The organism is Devosia sp., from assembly GCF_030689745.1.
GTDB classification, from domain to species: Bacteria; Pseudomonadota; Alphaproteobacteria; order Rhizobiales; family Devosiaceae; genus Devosia; species Devosia alba.
In genome coordinates this window covers 1-18942 of sequence record NZ_JAUYGL010000078.1, presented here as the reverse complement: position 1 = coordinate 18942, position 18942 = coordinate 1, and the positions used below count along the sequence as shown (strand labels likewise).

14 protein-coding genes are annotated in these 18942 nt (G+C 60.0%); 2 read left to right on the top strand and 12 right to left on the bottom strand.

The features are described from left to right. The 3 genes from Q8O80_RS06705 to Q8O80_RS06695 all read right to left on the bottom strand — a co-directional run. Positions 1-702: 4Fe-4S dicluster domain-containing protein (locus Q8O80_RS06705; protein WP_305578242.1), on the bottom strand; the 702-nt coding region annotated here is incomplete at its 3' end. After that, positions 699-4445, bottom strand: coding sequence for a nitrate reductase subunit alpha (locus Q8O80_RS06700; RefSeq protein ID WP_305578239.1), 3747 nt, complete (start codon positions 4443-4445; stop codon positions 699-701). The genes Q8O80_RS06705 and Q8O80_RS06700, both read right to left, overlap by 4 nt. 11 nt (positions 4446-4456) lie before the next feature. Further along, positions 4457-7192 carry an MFS transporter gene (locus Q8O80_RS06695; RefSeq protein ID WP_305578238.1) on the bottom strand — a complete coding sequence of 912 codons (2736 nt, stop codon included), beginning with the start codon at positions 7190-7192 and terminating at the stop codon, positions 4457-4459. Between the two features lie 246 nt (positions 7193-7438). Between Q8O80_RS06695 and Q8O80_RS06690 the strand changes: the two genes are divergently transcribed. Then, positions 7439-8137 (top strand): cyclic nucleotide-binding domain-containing protein, encoded by a 699-nt coding sequence (locus Q8O80_RS06690; RefSeq protein ID WP_305578236.1) that lies wholly within the window; start codon positions 7439-7441, stop codon positions 8135-8137. 721 nt (positions 8138-8858) lie between these two features. On the opposite strand, the gene Q8O80_RS06685 is transcribed toward Q8O80_RS06690, so the two are convergent. Continuing rightward, on the bottom strand, positions 8859-9314 hold the full coding sequence (locus Q8O80_RS06685; protein ID WP_305578234.1) for a pseudoazurin: 456 nt from the start codon (positions 9312-9314) through the stop codon (positions 8859-8861). Positions 9315-9788: 474 nt separating this feature from the next. On the opposite strand from Q8O80_RS06685, the gene Q8O80_RS06680 reads away from it, so the two are divergent. Next, positions 9789-10253 (top strand): hypothetical protein, encoded by a 465-nt coding sequence (locus tag Q8O80_RS06680; protein ID WP_305578232.1) that lies wholly within the window; start codon positions 9789-9791, stop codon positions 10251-10253. 473 nt (positions 10254-10726) lie between these two features. On the opposite strand, the gene Q8O80_RS06675 is transcribed toward Q8O80_RS06680, so the two are convergent. The 8 genes from Q8O80_RS06675 to Q8O80_RS06640 form a co-directional block, all read right to left on the bottom strand. Then, positions 10727-11512 (bottom strand): IclR family transcriptional regulator, encoded by a 786-nt coding sequence (locus tag Q8O80_RS06675; protein WP_305578230.1) that lies wholly within the window; start codon positions 11510-11512, stop codon positions 10727-10729. A 57-nt stretch (positions 11513-11569) separates the two neighbouring features. Further along, positions 11570-12886, bottom strand: coding sequence for a TRAP transporter large permease (locus tag Q8O80_RS06670; protein ID WP_305578228.1), 1317 nt, complete (start codon positions 12884-12886; stop codon positions 11570-11572). Positions 12887-12907: 21 nt separating this feature from the next. After that, positions 12908-13444, bottom strand: coding sequence for a TRAP transporter small permease (locus tag Q8O80_RS06665; protein ID WP_305578226.1), 537 nt, complete (start codon positions 13442-13444; stop codon positions 12908-12910). Positions 13445-13473: 29 nt separating this feature from the next. Further along, positions 13474-14469 carry a TRAP transporter substrate-binding protein gene (locus Q8O80_RS06660; protein WP_305578224.1) on the bottom strand — a complete coding sequence of 332 codons (996 nt, stop codon included), beginning with the start codon at positions 14467-14469 and terminating at the stop codon, positions 13474-13476. A 91-nt stretch (positions 14470-14560) separates the two neighbouring features. Continuing rightward, positions 14561-15541, bottom strand: a complete 981-nt coding sequence (locus tag Q8O80_RS06655) for an aminopeptidase (protein WP_305578222.1) — start codon at positions 15539-15541, stop codon at positions 14561-14563. 8 nt (positions 15542-15549) lie between these two features. Further along, entirely contained in the window at positions 15550-16923 is a 1374-nt protein-coding gene (locus tag Q8O80_RS06650; RefSeq protein ID WP_305578220.1) for an MmgE/PrpD family protein, read from the bottom strand. Continuing rightward, on the bottom strand, positions 16920-17843 hold the full coding sequence (locus Q8O80_RS06645) for an NAD(P)-binding domain-containing protein (protein WP_305578219.1): 924 nt from the start codon (positions 17841-17843) through the stop codon (positions 16920-16922). Before Q8O80_RS06645 ends, Q8O80_RS06650 begins: the two co-directional genes overlap by 4 nt. Before the next feature lie 271 nt (positions 17844-18114). Further along, complete coding sequence (locus tag Q8O80_RS06640; RefSeq protein WP_305578217.1) at positions 18115-18273, bottom strand: hypothetical protein; 159 nt, start codon at positions 18271-18273, stop codon at positions 18115-18117. Between the last annotated feature and the right edge of the window lie 669 nt (positions 18274-18942).

Below are 18942 nucleotides of genomic sequence, written 5' to 3'. Positions count from 1 at the left end.
GTTGTAGTAGATCTTCTTGTAGGGGCAGCCGGAGACGCACATGCGCCAACCGCGACACTTCTCCTGGTCGATGAGAACGATGCCATCATCCTCACGCTTGTAGATGGCCCCGGAAGGACAGGCGGCAACGCAGGTTGGATTTAGGCAATGCTCGCACAGGCGCGGCAGATACATCATGAAGGTATTTTCGAACTGGCCGTAAATCTCCTTCTCGATGCCCTCGAAATTGCTGTCCACCGAGCGCTTGGAGAATTCGCCGCCAAGGATTTCTTCCCAGTTCGGGCCCCACTCGATCTTTTCCATGCGTTCGCCGGAGATCTTTGAGCGTGGGCGCGCGGTGGGGAAGGCTTCGACTTCACCGGCGGTCTGCAGATGGGAGTAGTCGAAATCGAACGGCTCGTAATAGTCGTCGATTTCCGGCAGGTCGGGGTTGGCGAAGATTTTTGCCAGGACCCGCCATTTGGCGCCGATCTTGGGTTCGATCTTGCCATTGGCCTTGCGCACCCAGCCGCCGTTCCACTTCTTCTGGTTTTCCCATTCCTTGGGGTAGCCGATGCCAGGCTTGGTCTCGACATTGTTGAACCAGGCGTATTCGACGCCTTCGCGGTTGGTCCAGACGTTCTTGCAGGTCACCGAACAGGTGTGACAGCCGATGCACTTGTCGAGATTGAGCACCATGCCGATTTGTGCGCGGATTCTCATTCTGCTGCCTCCAGCTTCTGTTTCAGCGGACCTTCGAGCCAATCGATCTTGGTCATCTTTCGGACGATGACGAACTCATCGCGATTGGAGCCGACAGTGCCGTAGTAGTTGAAGCCATAGGAGAGCTGCGCATAGCCGCCGATCATGTGGGTCGGCTTGATCACCGCCCGGGTCACCGAGTTATGGATGCCGCCGCGGTGGCCGGTCATTTGCGAGCCGGGGGTGTTCACGATCTTTTCCTGGGCGTGATACATGTACAGAGTCCCCTCCTTCATGCGCTGGGAGACCACGGCTCGGGCGACCAGTGCGCCATTTGCGTTGTAGGTTTCCACCCAGTCATTATCGACAATGCCTGCCTTGGCGGCGTCCACTTCAGAGATCCAGACGACCGGGCCACCCCGATTGAGCGTCAGCATCAGCAGATTGTCGGTGTAAGTGGAGTGGATGCCCCACTTCTGGTGCGGCGTGATGAAGTTCAGCACGATCTGCTTTTCGCCGTTCGGCTTGCTGTCGATCACCGGCTTGACCGACTTGGTGTCGATCGGCGGGCGATAGACGCAGAGCGCCTCACCAAAGGCCCGCATCCACAGATGGTCCTGATAGAGCTGCTGACGGCCGCTCAGCGTGCGCCACGGGATCAACTCGTGCACATTGGTGTAGCCGGCATTGTAGCAAACCTTCTCGCTTTCAATCCCCGACCAGGTCGGTGACGAGATGATCTTGCGCGGCTGGGCGACAATGTCGCGGAAGCGGATTTTCTCGTCTTCCTTGGGGAGCGCCAGGTGGGCATGCTCGCGACCGGTGAATTTGCTCAGTGCTTCCCACGCCTTGACCGCCACTTCACCATTGGTTTCCGGCGCCAGCATCAGCACCACTTCGGTGGCGTCGATATCGGTGTCGATCCGGGGCATGCCCAGCGTTGGCCCGGCTTCGGTGACCACGCCATTGAGCTTGCCGAGCGCGTCCACCTCATGCTCGGTGTTCCAGCCAATGCCCTTGCCGCCATTCCCCAGCGTATTCAGCAGCGGACCGACGGCCGTGAACCGCCTGTACAGATTGGGATAATCGCGTTCGACGACGACGACATTGGGCATTGTCTTGCCCGGCATCGGGTCAATTTCGCCCTTTTTCCAGTCGGCAACGTCAAAGGGCTGGGCCATTTCACCGGCGGTGTCATGCTGGATCGGCAGCAGCACGGTGTCCTTCTCCACACCCAGCACTTCGGGGGCGATGTCGGAAAAGCTCTTGGCCAGGCCTTTGAAGATTTCCCAGTCGCTCCGCGCTTCCCAGGCAGGATCGGCCGCGCTGGAAAGCGGATGGATGAAGGGATGCATGTCGGAGGTATTGAGATCGTTCTTCTCATACCAGGTGGCAGTCGGCAGAACGATGTCGGAGTAGACGCAGGTGGTCGACATGCGGAAATCAAGCGTCACCAGCAGGTCGAGTTTTCCCTCGGGCGCTGTGTCATGCCAATTGGCTTCCTTGGACTGCTGCACACCCTCCGCACCCAGATCCTTGCCCATCACCCCATGGGTGGTGCCGAGCAGATGCTTGAGCAGGTATTCATGCCCCTTGCCCGAGGAGCCCAGCAGGTTGGAGCGCCAGATGAACATGTTGCGCGGCCAGTTCACCGGATTGTCGGGATCCTCGCAGCTCATTTTGAGCCGCCCCGACTTCAGGCTGGCGGCCACATATTCGGCGGGTGGCTTCTTCGCCTTGGCCGCGGCCTTGGCGATATCGAGCGGGTTGGTCTCCAACTGCGGCGCGGAGGGCAGCCAGCCCATGCGCTCGGCCCGGATATTGTAGTCGATCAGGCTGGCATCCCAATCGCCCTGCGGCGCGGTCGGGGACAGAATCTCCTTCACATTGAGGGTTTCGTAGCGCCACTGATCGGAATGGGCATAGAAGAAGGACGTCCCGTTCATCTGGCGCGGCGGGCGACCCCAGTCGAGGCCAAAGGCCAAAGGCAGCCAGCCGGTTTGCGGGCGCAGCTTCTCCTGCCCCACGTAGTGGCTCCAGCCGCCACCCGACTTGCCGATGCAACCGCACATGATCAGGAGATTGATGATCCCCCGATAGGTCATGTCCATGTGATACCAATGGTTGATCCCGGCCCCCAGAATGACCATTGATCGCCCTTCGGTCTTCTCGGCATTGTCGGCAAACTCACGCGCCACCGCGATGATGTTCTCTTTGGAAACACCGGTGATCTTTTCGGCCCAGGCCGGTGTGTAGGGCACATTCTCGTCATAGGTCTTGGCGACATTGGCCCCACCAATGCCCCGGTCCAGCCCGTAATTGGCCGCCATAAGATCAAATACGGTGGCTACCAATGCCTCACCGTCATTGAGCAGAACCCGCTTAGCCGGCACGGAACGTACCAGGACACTGTCATGGTCGGTTCCGGCGAAATGGTCATGTTCGCGATTGCCGAAATAGGGGAAAGCCACCTCGGCGACGCTGTCCCGATCCTCGGGAAGGATCAGGCTCAGCTTCAGATGGAGTGGAGCCCCCTTGCCGTCTTTCTGTTCAAGGTTCCAATTGCCCGGATCGCCCCAGCGATGACCGACAGAGCCATTGGGGGCCATGACCTGACCGGTCTTTTCGTCGATACCCACGGTCTTCCATTCAGCATTGTTGGTTTCGCCCAGCTTGTCCTTGAAGTCAGACGCGCGAACCAGACGTTCCGGGACCAGGGTTCCATTCTGCTCAACCAGCCGCACCAGCATCGGCATGTCGGTATAGCGGCGGCAATAATCCTCGAAATATTCCGCCTGGCGGTCAAGGTGGAACTCCCTGAGAATGACATGGCCCATCGCCATGGCCAGGGCGGAGTCGGTCCCCTGCGTGGGGTGCAACCAGAGATCGGAAAACTTGGCTGCTTCGGAATAGTCGGGCGATATCACCACCGATTTTGCGCCCTTGTAGCGGGCCTCGGTGTAAAAATGTGCGTCCGGCGTCCGGGTTTGCGGAACGTTGGAGCCCCACAGCATCAGAAAGCCTGCATTGTACCAATCGGCGCTCTCGGGCACGTCGGTCTGTTCACCCCAGGTCTGGGGAGAAGCCGGCGGCAGATCACAATACCAGTCGTAGAACGACAGGCAGACCCCGCCCATCAGCGAGAGATAACGCGAGCCCGCGGCATAGGAAATCATCGACATGGCCGGGATCGGCGAAAAGCCGATAACCCGATCCGGCCCGTACTTGCGTACGGTATAGGCATTGGCGGCGGCGATGATCTCGTTGGCTTCTTCCCAATTTGCCCGCACGAAGCCGCCATGGCCGCGGATCTTGGTGTAGGCATCGCGCTGGCTCTTGTCCTCGACAATGGACGCCCAGGCGGCCACCGGCGTCCGGATCACCCGGGCCGCACGCCAGAGCTTGAGCAGACGCGACCGGATCAGCGGATATTTCACCCGGTTGGCGGAGTACATGTACCAGGAATAGCTGGCGCCTCTGGCGCAGCCGCGCGGTTCATGATTGGGCAGATCGGGCCGGGTGCGGGGATAGTCGGTCTGCTGGGTTTCCCAGGTGACGATCCCGCCCTTGACGTAGATTTTCCACGAGCACGAGCCCGTACAGTTCACCCCATGGGTGGAGCGGACGATCTTGTCGTGCTGCCAGCGCTTGCGGTAGGAGTCTTCCCAGTCCCGGTTTTCATTGGTGGTCACACCGTGACCGCCAGAGAATTTGTCGACATTCTTGCGGGCAAGAAAATTCAGTCGATCAAGCAAAAGAGACATAGTGGGCTCCCTCAACGAGCAATGTTTGGTGTAGCGGTGACAGGGTGTCTCCGTTCGATCTCATGCAGGCTGCCGCCGGGGCGGGTATAGACCCACCAGGTCATCAGCACGCAGGTGGCGTAGAAGATCATGAAGCCCCAAAGCGCTGCCTCGGGGCCACCGGTCATATCGATCGAGGAGCCGTAGGCTTTGGGAATGAAGAAGGCGCCATAGGCGGCAACCGCCGAGGTGAAGCCGATAATGGCCGCACTTTCCTTGTCGCCCTGACGGGCGATTGCCGTCGCATCAAGCTCGGGCATGGTGCGTTTGACTTCCTGATGCATGATCACGGGGATCATCTGGAAGGTGGAGGCATTGCCGACGCCGGTGGCGAGAAACAGCACCATGAAGCAGGCAAAGAAGCCCCAGAACGCGCCGGGTTGCTCTTTGGTGGCGAGGAAATAGATTACCCCGCCGACCGCGATCATCATCGCTACAAAGGTCCAGACGGTGACGCGTCCGCCGCCCCAGCGGTCCGAAATCCAGCCGGTGCCGGCGCGGGACAATGCGCCGACCAGGGGGCCCAGGAAGACAAACTGCAGGGAATTGACCTCGGGGAACTGGGTCTGGGCCAGCAGTGGGAACCCGGCAGAATAGCCGATGAACGATCCGAAGGTGCCCGTATAGAGCCAGCACATGATCCAGTTGTCCTTGCGCCCGAAGATCACCGCCTGATCGCGGAACGAGGCTTTGGCCGAGGCAATATCATCCATACCGAACCAGGCCAGCAGCGTGGTGACAATCAGGAACGGCACCCAGATAAAGCCGGCATTCTGCACCCACAGGCGCGTGCCTTCATCGACCTGTTGCGGTTCCCCGCCAAGGACGCCAAAAATGCTGGTGGTGATGACGACCGGCACCAGAAACTGCATCACCGAGACGCCGAGATTGCCCAGCCCCGCATTCAGTGCCAGGGCGTTGCCCTTCTCCTTTTTGGGGAAGAAGAAGCTGATATTGGCCATGGACGAGGCAAAATTGCCGCCACCAAGCCCGCATAGCAGCGCCAGCACCAGAAAGATCAGATAGGGCGTTTCCGGATTCTGCACCGCGTAGCCGATGCCGAAGGCCGGCAGCAGCAGGGAGGCCGTGGTAATGGTCGTCCACAGACGCCCCCCCAGAATGGGCACCATGAAGGAGTAGAAAATGCGCAGCGTTGCGCCCGACAGCCCGGGCAGCGCCGCCAGCCAGAACAGCTGGTCCATGGTATAGTCGAAACCGATCGCCGGCAGCTTGGCGATCACCACGCTCCACACCATCCAGACGGCGAAAGCCAGCAGCAGGCTCGGGATCGAAATCCACAGATTGCGCCGGGCAATCGCCTTGCCTTTGCTCTCCCAGAACTCGGCATCCTCGGGGCGCCAGTCAACAATGGTCTTGGACGGTCCGGGAACCTTGGTGCTGTCGTGAATCGGCTGCATTTCAGGCAGTTGCGGCAGTGTTGTCGCCGTTCCGGCTGCGGCGGATTTCTCCATGGCCCGGACCGTGAAATGCATCCAGAGCATTGACACCGTCGCAATCAGGAACAATAGCGCGAAGGCACTGGTCCAGATGCCGGTCAGATCGTTCATCACGCCGAAGACGATGGGCAGAACAAAACCGCCAAGACCGCCAACCATGCCGACCAGTCCCCCGACCGAGCCGACATTTTCGGGATAATAGACGGGGATGTGCTTGTAGACGGCCGCCTTGCCCAGCGACATGAAGAAGCCCAGCAAGAACACGGCAAAGACGAAGGGCACCAGTCCCATTTCCGTCGAGAAGGCGATCGGTCCGTCAATGCCGTGAATGACGTAGTCAGTCTGCGGATAGGCCAGCATGAAGGTGCACAGCATGGCGACGCCGAAGGTCCAGTACAGGATCGTGCGCGCACCATATTTGTCCGACAGATGTCCGCCATAGGCGCGGAAGATGCTGGCGGGAACCGAATAGAAGGCGGCCAATACACCGGCGGTGCGAATGTCGAGGCCGTAAACGCCGATCAGGTAGCGCGGCAGCCACAGCGCCAGGGCGACGAAGGCGCCAAAGACGAAGAAATAGTACAGCGAAAACCGCCAGACCTGGATGCTCTTGAGCGGTTCGAGCTGTGCCATGATTGACCGAGGCTTCCGCCCGGCCGCCCGGCGCGCCTGCAATGCGGGGTCATCCTTGGCCAGCACGAAGAACAAGACGCCGACTGCCGCCAGCACCAGGGCATAGACCTGGGCCGTCTGCTGCCAGCCAAAGGCCACCAGCAAAAAGGGCGCTCCGAAACTCGTTACGGCTGCGCCCAGATTACCGACACCAAATATTCCCAGGGCTGTGCCCTGTTTCTCGGCGGGAAACCATTTCGACACATAGGCCACGCCCACCGAGAAGCCACCACCCGCCAGGCCTACGCCTAGGGCCGCGACGAGAAACCACTGATAGGTCGTCACGCTCGCCAGCAGCCAGGTGGCCGCCGCCGATGCCAGCATCACCAGGCTGAACACCCGGCGGCCCCCATATTGATCAGTCCAGATGCCCAGCAGCACGCGGCTCAGGGAGCCCGTCAGGATCGGCGTGGCGACGAGCAGACCGAACTCGGTTTCGGATAGCCCCAGATCCTGTTTGATCTGCACACCAATGATCGAAAAAATCGTCCAAACGGCGAAGCACACCGTGAACGCAAAGGTACTCAGGCCCAGCGCCGTGCTCTGTTGGCTGCGGGTAACTCCAGTCAGCGTCGTCATGTAATCTGCTCCCCCACGGTGCGCGAACCTGAGCCCGCAGGCCGGTTTGGGAGCAACAATTCAGTTTGATGTTTGCAAGAACTTTGATCTGGATCAATTAATGGAAGTCATGCCACGAAAACAAGTCGATCACCCCCATGCGTCATCATGGACGGCGCCAATACGAGCTACGAACTTTACAATCGCGTAAGGTGGATGCAAAAATATCAACTAGTAAATTGATGTGCATCAATTGGGGGGACTGCAATGCGCCTGAGTGATTTTCCGCACATCCGCGAGCTGCATCTCTTCAAGAGCATGCGGGAGGACAATTTCGCCACGCTGAGTCAGGCGGCCTATCTGCAGACCTTCCCCGAGCAGGTTCAACTGATCACCGAGGGCGATCGTGCCGATTTTCTGTTCGTGGTGATCGAGGGATGCGTCGAATTGTTTGCCACGGCCAATGGCCGCGAAGCCACCCTGGCCATGGTCCATCCGATTGGCACATTCATTCTGGCTGCCGTGCTCAAGGATGCGGTCAATCTGATGTCGGCCCGCACCACCAAGAAGTCACGCGTGCTGATGATCCCCGCGCAGGATATCCGCACGGCCTTTGAGACCGATGAGGGCTTCGCGCGCGCCCTCGTCGTTGAACTGGCAGATTGCTATCGGTCGACGATCAAGGAGCACAAGAACCTGAAGCTGCGCACAGCGGTGGAAAGATTGGCGAACCGGCTGCTGAAATATCATGCCGACCAGGGTGCCCATGGCCGCATTTCATTGCCCCATGACAAGCGCACGCTGGCGGCCCTGCTGGGGATGACGCCGGAAAATCTGTCGCGCGCCTTTGCAACCCTTCGGCAATTTGGCGTCCATGTCGACGGCGCCACAATCGAGCTTACCGACATCAAGGGGCTGACCGGGCTGGCCAAGCCAACGCCGCTCATCGACGACCGGACCACCTGACGCACCAGCGTCTTGCGTCTATGGCGACATCGCTGCGCGGGCCGATCGCATGGGGGCTACTACACTCCTGCTAAGCCGAGTGAGACCGAGCTTGCGCCTGAGCAAATACCGGGACATGTTCAGCGGCTACGCGACGGGTCAGTCGGTGTTGGTGGATGGCGGCGCTTCGTTGGTCTAGTGGATGTTAGGTGCGCGGACATGTTTTGCGTCCGTTGCGACGGTCAACGGCAGCTTTTAGGAATGCGCGCTAGGGGTTCGAACGACCGGAATGGGGTCGGAGAACTAACCCGCTGCGCGGGAGGGTGTGCGGGGTGAGGTAGCGGCCAAGGCCAGGGTACTTGCCGTGCTCATCTCGCCGTGGGGCGTCGCCTGAACAGGGACGCGTTCGTTGGTGCGCCATTAGAGCCGTCACCAGAAGCGTCTCCGACTTCCCTTTCAGAGTCGGAAAGCAGGTTTTTTGGATTTTTCGCAATTTTTGTCATGTTGACCACCATCAGTACGAACCAGGTCGTCTCGTGCGGAGACGCGGGAGCAAGCATCGACGGACAAAAAACTGGATGCGCAGCAGCGCTGTCTCAATCACTCCGCCCAAGATCGCACGGCAATGATGCGCAGGGAAATGGAGCGGCTATGGTAGACAAGACGATCGACGCCGTAGATCTTGCGAGCAACGTTCCAACGCCCCCTTCGGCACAAGTTGGAGACCGGACAGTCGGCCTCTTTACTGACCGTTTGCGGCTTCCGCCTCCGCGAGTAGGTCGACCAAGCGCTTCTCCGCGCGCAGCGGAAGACTTTCAACATCGGCTTGGTTAAGCTGTGCGGGCGCATCGCCGACCTGGATTAGTCCCACCATCCCCAAGCCTAAATGCGGCTGGCACTTGTAGGCATAGAGACCCTCCGTCTCGAACAGCACAGTGATCTCCTCATTGATCTTACCCTTCCATGCCTCAACACCTTCGGGCATGAGTGTCAGGATGGATTCGGAATTGTGCCCCTTGTAGGTTGTCACAAAAGTCACCGTGTCGCCGAGGGCTACTTTGAGGAAGGCGGGCTCGAATTGCATCGCCCGGCCGTGCGTATCCTGGTTCAGCATCTGGACCTTGTAATCTTCAGCCAGCGCCGGAGACACGCAGATGCCGAGGACCCCGCTGACCATGAGAAACACTGCAATTTTCACTTCTCTTCTCCTGATATCGTGTTCGGTAGTCACCACGCGTGATGGTCTAAAAGAGAGCCAAGAGCTCTAAAGAATGGCGCATCGGGAGCCGCCTTATCGCAGGAGCCTCGTATCTGAACGTCGCGGAGTGGCGGCGCAACGGGCGGCATTCTGCAACAGCATCCTCACATTGACCTAGCGCGTTGTCCAAGCAAAGTATTTGCGCATTGAGAGCATAAAGTTTGCTACAATCTACGGGTCTAGTATCGATGAGCCCCGACAAGAGTAGATACACCGGTTTTGCCGCTCGACCAGAGTTGAAGCGGAGGCCAGTCGACTGACCCAGGATATCCGCCGAGCTATTTCGTCGTCGTGACGGTTCCTGGATCACGCTGGTATCCTCATCGGGCTCCGGCGAAAAGGACCCTACCGGTCAGTGATCCGCGTGCACCAAGCCGATCTGGACGATTTCATCAGAGAAAGGAGGCGCCAAGGATGTCCATCTTCGAACGTAAGAACGCCAAGGAATACTCTTACGATTTCTTCGTCGGTGGAATCCGGTTTGCGGGCAATACGGGAGCGGCTAACCAGCGAGAGGCCAAGAGGGAAGAAGACCGGCTCAAGGCAGCCGCTCGAAAGGACATGGAATCCCGACGTCCCCAGTCGGACATGACCTTTGAAGCCATGGCACTTCTGTGGATGGAGCAAGTTGGGCAGCATCACAAGAACGCTCTGACCTCCCTTAGGGACGTCGAACGTCTGATCGACCGCGTCGGCGCAAAAACGCTGAGCTCGCAGATTGGTAACGATCTGGTTGCGCAAGTGGTCGCGAAAAGGAGGATGGACAGGCGCGACGTCGGGAACGGTGAGCGTGAACATGGTCTGGTTTCCAACGCCACGGTGAACCGGTCAACGACCGAACTGCTGAAAAAAATCCTGCGCCGCGCCAGCAAGGTTTGAAAATGTCCCGTTCAGGACATCGACTGGTCGGAGCACCGACTAAAGGAGCCCAAGGAGCGCGTGCGCGAGGCCAGCGATCGGGAAGAACGCCTGCTCTTCTCGCAGTTGAGTGAAGGTTATGACACCGCTGTCAGGTTTGCCATCATGGCCGGGTGCCGGCTTGCCGCTCCGCTCAATGACCAGCTCCGCGCCAGCCCCCGTCGCTCACCCCGGCCAGATCGGCCAAACCAACCGCCCGAGTCTACATCACGCTGGATGGAAGCTGGGGGCAACGTCAATCCGGTGCGCTCGGCGCCGGGGTCCAATCCGAAGACGGCCTCCAAGCGGCGGCCGCCTTCCTGGAAGCGGCGAGCCTCTAGCCATCTCGCCTCGTTGCAGCACGGTGCTGCCATTCGCCCATTGTCCGCTTTCCACCCAGATCAGCTCAGGGGCAAAACAAACTGACCGCGGCCCAATCGCCTCATCAGTTTCAATCAAGCCGTTGTGCGACCCACTGACGCGCGAAATCTTGCCGTCTCATCAAGGAGAAGCTTGGACAAAACCTGCTCCTTTCCATCATCGAAGCGGATTTCAGGGACCGTTATGCAAAAGCTCCCCAGCACCACTCCCGAGCCGTTATAAATAGGCGCGCCGATCCCCACCGCGCCCTTTACCTTCTCCCCGCGCGTAAAGGCGTAGCCGCGATTGCGGATGGCATCGAGCTCTGGCTTGAGCTCCTCCCATGCAGGCAAGGGCTTGCCGGAAGCCGGTGAATTGCCTGCGCGATCTGCGATCGACCGCTGCTCCTCCTCTGGCAGGAAAGCGTAAATCGATCGACCCGTCGCCCCCCAAACTACGGAATGGGGAACGTACAGTTCGATCTCATAACGCAGGGGGTGTCGCGAATTGACGGCAGCCATCACGCTCACCTGCTGTGTCGCCGGCAGGTAGGCGACGAACATGCAGGCCTCTTCGCACTGGTCGGCGACGCGTTGGAGATAGGGTCGTGCAATATCCCTGAAGCCATTCTTGAAAGCCAGCAGCGAACCCAGGCGTTCGAGATCGAGACCGGCGCGATAACGCGACGTACGCGGGTCCTTCGATACCATCCCTTCCTGCGACAGCACTCGGAGGAGCCGATGGGTGGTGCTCGCCGGCAGTTCGAGATGTTCGGCGGCATCCTTGATTGAAATGTCCGTGTCGATCTCGGCAAGCAGCCGGATCAGGCGCACGCATCGCACAATGGGGCCATCAACCTGAGCGGCTTCTGTCTTGGTCATTGCGCTGTAATGTCCCCACCGATTGGCAACGTTCTACACAGGACTTACATGAAGCTGTCAAGCAGGTCCCATCATCAGATTGGGCAGCCACAGGCTGATTTGGGGGACCAGGATCAGCGTCACAAGCGAGAGGATCAGCAGGGTCGTATAAGGGAGTGCACCTTTGATCACCTCCGTCATTGGCTCGCCGGATATGGCTTTGACAATGAACAGGTTCATCCCCACCGGCGGCGTGATCAACCCCACCTCCGTGTTGACGACAAAGATGATGGCGAACCAGACCGGATCGTAGCCATAGGAAGAGATAACCGGGAACAGCAGGGGGATGGTGATGACCGTGATAGCCGCACCGTCCATGAACATGCCCAGGAAAAACAGCAGCAGCATGATCCAGATGATGACCACCCAGCCCGGCTGGCCGGTCCCCTGGATCAGGTTCACCAGGTCCTGGGAAATGCCCAGCAAGGTGATGGCCCGCCCCAGGATCAACCCGCCCAGCAGGATGGTACCGATCATGGTGATGGAATAGATCGAGCGCACCGCCGCCCGGTGCACGCCGGCCCAGGACAGGCCCTTGAGCACATAGACCCCGATGAACATCGCGGCGAGTGCGCCCAGGGCCGCTGCCTCGGTGGGAGTGACCACGCCGAAGAAGATGCCGCCCAGCACCGCCAGCATCAGCACCAGCGCGGACCAGATCTGGCGCAGGGAAATCCAGCGATCGAGCCAGGTGACATCCTCCTCGATAGTGGGAGGAGCCTTCTTTTCCTCGATCCGCGACACGAAGGTCGTATAAGCGATGAACACCGTCAGGATCAGCACGCCCGGCACCACACCGGCCAGGAACAAGCGCGCAACCGACGTTTCGGTCAATTCACCATAGACGATGAATGCAGTGCTCGGCGGGATCAGCACGCCCAGCGTTCCCCCCGCAGCCACCGCGCCCATCCCCCGCCGCACATTGAGGCCGCGCCGCCTGAACTCGGGAATGACCACGCCGCCAATGGCACCCGCCGTCGCCACGCTGGATCCGGACATGGTGGAAAATGCCCCACATGCCGCGATGGCAGCGTTGTAGAGCGCTCCGGGGAACTTCGAAAACCACTTGTCGGTAAAGTCGAGTAGGCGCGGGCCCATGCCGCTTTCGGTAATATAGGCGCTCATCAGCATGAAGAGCGGAATGGCGAGCAGGCTCGAGCTCGACAGATGCATGGCTGCACCCGATGTCAGCGAGAGCCAGGCATCGGTGCCATTGGTCGCGGAAAACAGACCAAAGATACCGGTCATGCCCAGGACATAAGCAATCGGAATTCCGACAAGCAGCAGCGCCACGAGTCCAATTGTTACCAAGCCGGCAGTCAGGCCAAGTTGCATGTTTTTTCTCCTGCGCCGGGTTCAGTTCACACCGCTTGCCCGGCGCCGCGTCACCCGGCGAAACACCTGGACAAGCAGGATCACGATAAGAAGGCCACATCCGAGCGGAACCACCGCTGCGAAGGGCCACATCAGAATTGCCGGGCGTGACGGGGTGGTCGTGCCGCTCTGGAACATCTGGACCGTGGCGACCCAGCCTGCCCATCCCAGGAAGGCCAGATAGAGCCCGCTCATGACCGGAATGACGTAGCCTTCAAGCATGTCCCGAAACCGCTGCGGCAGTGACGCCAGGGCGATCTCCACCTGCACATGGCCCGAGACGAGATGGGTTCCCGCCAGCCCCAGAAACACCACGACCAGCAGCGCGAAGCGGGTGACTTCGGTGATGACACCGAACCCGCCCCCCACCGTGTAGCGGTAGACGGCATTGACCACGAGGGCGACGGCGGCGACCTGCAGGATTATTGCTGCCAGATGAACCCCAGCCACCGCGAGCTTTTCGACGCCGGTGGCCGGTGCCTGTTGGGCTTCATCGTCTGACTGTTTAGCTGGAGTCATCTTCGCCTCCGTCGTCCTCGTGGGTATGATCAGCGGTTGTCTTCGACGAGCTTGAGCACGTCGTCGATGACGGGCAGCTCGGCACGATACAGGTCGTAAACCGGCTGAACCTTTTCCTGCAGAGCCTGACGCTGTTCGGGGCTGGGGCTCGCGACATTCACGCCCAGTTCTTTCCACTGCTCCACGCAATCGACCGCTTCCTGGCGCTCAACCAGCTTCCACTGCATGTCCTCCATTTCGTCGCCCGCCTGCATGACCAGAGCCTTCTGCTCTTCGGTCAGCCCGTTCCAGACACCCAAATTCATGCCGAGAGCCTCGAAGTCGTTCTTGATTGCGACGACGGAAGCGTATGGCGTCTGCTCGTACCAGGAGCGACCGATATGGGCGCTGCAGCTTGTCACCAGACCGTCGGCGACGCCGCGCTGCAACGCTGCGGTCACGTCGGTGGTGGGGAGCCGTACGACATTGGCGCCAAGCGCCTCGAGCACAGCGTCAGAAACGCCGCCGACACCACGCAATTGCGCACCCCCGAAATCTGCAGGTTCGAGCAAGAATTTGGACTTGTGAAACACCTGATCGTTGCCCTTGGGGAAAAAGCCCAGGAGCTTTATGTTCTCTTCTTCGTACCAACCGCCAACCATGTCAGCGAGACCTGCATCGGCCACGCGGCGGTAGTGTGCGTAGTCATCGAACATGAATGGCATGCCAACTGCGGCGACCTGAGGGATATCGCCCACCTGGAAACCACCGATCATGTTTGAAGCACTGACCGATCCCGTCGAAACGGCCGAGAAAGCCTCGTCGCTGGCGATCAGGGTGCTGCCGGGGAAGACGCGTACGGCAATGTCGCCGCCGCTCAATTCCTCGACACGCTCGGCCCAGTAATTGTAGGCGTCACCAATCACCTGAGTGCTCGGATATTGGTGCGCCAGTGTCAACGTCACCGATTGCGCGGTGGCGCTCGAGGCCAGTAGCAGCACAATGGCTGATGCGCTGGCCGTCATCGTCAGGAATAGGCGTGTCATTTTTGAAGTTCCTCCTCTGTTCATTCTTAGTCCTCCTGGTTTGTTCTGGTTGGAGTTGGGGTTGGGCGCCGTGAACGCGCCTTCGTTTTTCTCAAACGAGAATTTGTCCGCCTCGCGCGACCGGCAGCCCATCGACAACAATTTCAGGTTTGCTCACGACGCCTTCGAGACGCAGCTTGGCATGGCATGTACCCCCAAGGGTCACTGTGTCACCCATGCCGATATGGGCGGTGCCATACATCTTCTTGTCGGTGCGCATGGAGCCGGTAGGTTTGACATTGGGGTTGAGACCCAGTGCAATTTCGGCCGGCGCGTTGTAGCTGGCCGCGTCACCATGCGTGTCCAGGATGCGCTTCCACACATCGGCCTGGGCTCCGCCTTCGATGTTGGTCACGAAGCCCTTTTCGATGGTGAGGACGATGGGTTCGCTCAGCGCCCCGACAGAGTGAGCCGTCAGGTCGAACACCACCTTGCCTTCGCCGGTGCCTTCGACGGGGCAGATATGGGTTTCACCATCGGGAAAGGCGCAACCCCCGCCGCCATTGTCACGCATCTTGAAGATCGTGCCCGCGATCGCCCGGCCCGGACGCCCTTCGATGCTCGCGCGCAGGTCGGTGCCGTTGGGGCAGGTCACGTGGATCGACTTGCCCTGGCTGAAAATGTCCTGTACCCGTGTGCCCAACACATTCATCGCCTTGTAGTCGGCGCCGGCAGGGCCGTCCGGCTTGAGCATGGCGGTGGTCAGCTCTTCCATCAGGATATGCCGCTTGCCGATATGGAGCAGTTCGGCATTCAGCGGCGAATGCGCCAGCGCGGTGCTGGTCAGGTAAATGACAATGTCGGTACCCGGATCTGTTGCCGCGGCGCAGATCGCACTGGTCGGGCTGATTGCATGGGTTGCCCTTGGCGTCATGATCGCGGTGGTCGACTCGATGCCCATCGTATTGGCTGCCGTGGCCAATGCCTCCCACAAGACGGGCTCCATGGCCGTATCGGTGATGATGAGAATCTTGTCACCCGCCTTGGCATTGAGCTCCAGCGGCGTGCGCAACATTTTGACAAGATCGATCATTTGAACGCTCAAGACTTTACTCCGTAAGATTTTTCGTCGGACGAGATGTATGAGGCCGGGATCCATGCCTCTGTCGCAAGTCCGGACATGCGCGACAGGATCGGCAAACGCTGCCCGGTCCAACTTTCGAAAACAGTCAGGCAGCCGCCTATCTTGTCCCTCAGCGCCTGTGGCGATGGAGGATCGATGGGCGAGCCTGGCAAAGCAGCTCGTGTAAACTGCGACACCGCAGCATCGGCGCGGGTTATCGCCAGACACGCCTGGCCGAACTCGATATCGCCCTGGCTTGGCTGTGCCTGATCCTCTTGCACCGAGATGCGCTGCATCATCGCGACAATATCGGGCTCATGTAGTGCCGCGTCATAGAAGTCGGGGAGGGTAGGTGTGCCCCGAAGGAGTGCCACTGCTGCGGGATAGGTCTTGGAGAAGCGCGCCTCGAGACCGTTGTCCGGCTTGTCGAAACGGAGAATGGCGATGCTGCCGGCCGGGACGCTGAACTCGAACCTCAGGGTGGGGTCGAGGAGTTTGTCGCCGAGCGCGGCACGTGCATCCAGCGCCAGCCCAATCAGGCGGTGAGTGGCATAGCAGCACGGAAAGAGCTTGACCGAAATCTGGTCAGGACGCGCTTCAAACGCTTCGTCGGGCGGGTCGATATCACCATCGCCTGCGCCATAGAGATCCGGATAGCCTCGGGTTTCGAACACGGCGCGAGATCCGGTCATTCCAGCCTTGGCAAGGCGCGCTGCCCGCGTTCCCGCAACTGCTGCGAAACCGGCGTGGGCCGGCTTGGCCTGAGTTGAGAAATTGGCCTGCAATCCGCCTGACATGGAGGCGGCAAGGGCAAAGGCGTTCGACATCTGGTCGGCATCAAGGCCTTCCAGTCGCCCCGCCGCTGCAGCGGACGCCAGCGCACCGATAGTGCCGGTGCCATGCCAGCCCAAATTGTAGTGACCCCGCCCAACCCTGCGGGCCACGGCCCTGGCGGCGACTAGCCCTGCGGCAAAAGCGGTCAGCACGGTCTCTGGATCGTCCCGGCCATCGCGCAACACAGTTGGCAATAGGACCGTGCTGATATGGGTCATGCTCTCGACATAGACATCATCGAAATCGAGGGCGTGGGACGCGGTCCCGTTGATCAGCACAGCCGCTTCGAGGCTTTCGCACTGTTCACCGGACCAGGTCACCGCACCCTGCCCTTCATAGGCTGCAAGGGCATTGCGCGCCGCGGGCTCCAGGAAACCCGCTGCCGCCACAGCGACCGTGTCGGCAATGGCTCGGCCGATAAGTCGGCGCGTTGCGTCTTCCACGAGCAGGTCTGGTTTGAGAACGGCGTGGCAGAGCCGCGTCATGAAGTCTTCTGGCGTGCCGGCATTCCGGTTCATTGTTGACCCTCTACCTGAAGATAAATGGCGTGGCCCAGGGCGACATCGAGCGCCGTGGTGCCCTGAACAATGGCCATGGACAGGCCGGTGTCGTTCAGATGCGCCGTCACTTGATCAGCCGCCAGCGCAGCGACCGTGCCGGTCAAGCTGGCGGCAAAACTAAGTTCGTCAAACAGGCCTGCTTTGATCCACGCAGCGGCGTCTCCCTGATGCAATGCGTAGCCGAGATCATCGACAAAGCGCTGACTGCATGCGGCCCAGACCTTGTGGTCTACTTCGTGGCCACCGCCCATCGACAGAACGACAGCGCCGGGAGCGAGATCCTCAATCCGGACCAGCACTTCATTCGCCGAGGTGATGGTAATCACCAGATCGGCATCGCGAACCGCATCGGCCACCGAATTCTGGGGCACGACGTTGACGCCGGCCTCCTGGGCTTCCCGGGCAAAGCGTTCCGCCGAATCCACACTGCTCGCCACGACCCGCATGCTAGCCGGCTCGACAAGTTCGTTGACGGCCAGCGCCAATTGAAAAGCGATAGGTCCGGCGCCGATGATAGCCACGTTCGGCTCTGATCCAGTCGGCAGCAGGTAACGGGCGCAGACTGCACCTGAGACACCGGTGCGAAAGCGATAGGCGTGGCTTTCGTCGATTAATGCAAGCGGCTCACCGGACTGCAGCGACCACAGCATCAAGCGCGGCGCGGCACGGGAAATGAGCCTCACACCGGCGATGCCGAGATGATTGAGCACCGCTCCCTTAGCTCCCAGGCGAAAGGGTTCGCTCGTTATCTGCAGCAGGGAAGGCGTCGATGCGGTGACCGTCCCCTCCGCGATCCCGCGGTAAGTCGCCATGACAATCTCGGCCGCAGACCGAATGGAAAGCGCGTTTCGTGTCTGATCTTCCGTGATGCAAAACATAGCGCCTCCTCGCCACAAGGGGTGACTCGTCGGGTGTCGCATGTCAATCGATAAAATGGCGTTCTACTCAGTGGAACAATGAAGCTGGCCGGACATCTCCGATCGAGGGTGTTGAATTCTCCACAAAGCGGACCAGGCGGAGCCCCCAAACGGCCGGCCGAGCTCTAGCGCTCGGAAAGCCAGTCCGCTTGATCCGGGGCTTGATCAGATCAAGACGCTTCATAGCCTCGATCACGGTGTCACCCGCCTGAAACACTTCAGAATCTTCCTTCTACTGCCCGGTCAGATCCATGGCGACTATCGGCAGTTCTGGCGCGACTACGCCGTTTCGGCGCAGGGCACCAAGTTCAGCCTGCCGCAGGGCTTCTGGATAGACCGCATTGGCGCCCGATCCTGCGAGCTGAAATGCTTCCGCAGCATTCTTTGCCACTTCATTCGGCATCTTGGCATGAACGACGCCAGCGCCACGATCATGGACAAGTTAGCCGTTCACGATCAGCTAAGTGCCATGGAGAAGGTCTTCAGGCAGTAACATCGTGATAAGTCGCAAGCGATAATCAGGTCGCTTGTTGCGGCCGCTATTGGCTCAGAGGAAGCGGCGCACCAGTGGCAGGTATGGGGTCGACTGCGGCCAGGCCGCAACGCGCGCCCACTCGGTCGTTTCTCCCCAGTCGGCAAATGCCCGAAAGCATAGGTAATCGGGCTCGCTCTGTGCGTGAGGCGGGTTCCCTGATATTAGTGTGGGTCTTTGCCGTGCCTGGCGAGGGCAAGAGCTTTTCGTTTTTGGCGATGGAGCCCGGTCTCGATGTCTACCATTGCGCGACACTGCTCGCGGCCGAGCATATCGCCAACGGCATGTATGGGCTGATCCTGGTCGAACCGGAGGAGGACTACCCCGGTGGACCGCGAATTCTACGTCATGCACGGCGAGATCTACACGGCTGGAGGATCATAAGCTATGATTGTGCAGTATCGAGTGGTTGACCTGACCACGGACGAAATCAGGCCCGACATTCATGTCACTTCCTGGTGCCCAGAGGCGGCGGCAGAGATTGCGCTTGGCCTGAAGCTGGTACGCAGTGGCAACAAGCCGAATCTC

Bases quoted from the DNA above. Each gene is read 5' to 3' on its own strand.
- Q8O80_RS06695 (WP_305578238.1), bottom strand. From the start codon at position 7,192: ATGACGACGCTGACTGGAGTTACCCGCAGCCAACAGAGCACGGCGCTG.
- Q8O80_RS06700 (WP_305578239.1), bottom strand. From the start codon at position 4,445: ATGTCTCTTTTGCTTGATCGACTGAATTTTCTTGCCCGCAAGAATGTC.
- Q8O80_RS06665 (WP_305578226.1), bottom strand. From the start codon at position 13,444: ATGACTCCAGCTAAACAGTCAGACGATGAAGCCCAACAGGCACCGGCC.
- Q8O80_RS06650 (WP_305578220.1), bottom strand. From the start codon at position 16,923: ATGAACCGGAATGCCGGCACGCCAGAAGACTTCATGACGCGGCTCTGC.
- Q8O80_RS06655 (WP_305578222.1), bottom strand. From the start codon at position 15,541: ATGATCGATCTTGTCAAAATGTTGCGCACGCCGCTGGAGCTCAATGCC.
- Q8O80_RS06645 (WP_305578219.1), bottom strand. From the start codon at position 17,843: ATGTTTTGCATCACGGAAGATCAGACACGAAACGCGCTTTCCATTCGG.
- Q8O80_RS06660 (WP_305578224.1), bottom strand. From the start codon at position 14,469: ATGACACGCCTATTCCTGACGATGACGGCCAGCGCATCAGCCATTGTG.
- Q8O80_RS06670 (WP_305578228.1), bottom strand. From the start codon at position 12,886: ATGCAACTTGGCCTGACTGCCGGCTTGGTAACAATTGGACTCGTGGCG.
- Q8O80_RS06675 (WP_305578230.1), bottom strand. From the start codon at position 11,512: ATGACCAAGACAGAAGCCGCTCAGGTTGATGGCCCCATTGTGCGATGC.
- Q8O80_RS06680 (WP_305578232.1), top strand. From the start codon at position 9,789: ATGTCCATCTTCGAACGTAAGAACGCCAAGGAATACTCTTACGATTTC.
- Q8O80_RS06690 (WP_305578236.1), top strand. From the start codon at position 7,439: ATGCGCCTGAGTGATTTTCCGCACATCCGCGAGCTGCATCTCTTCAAG.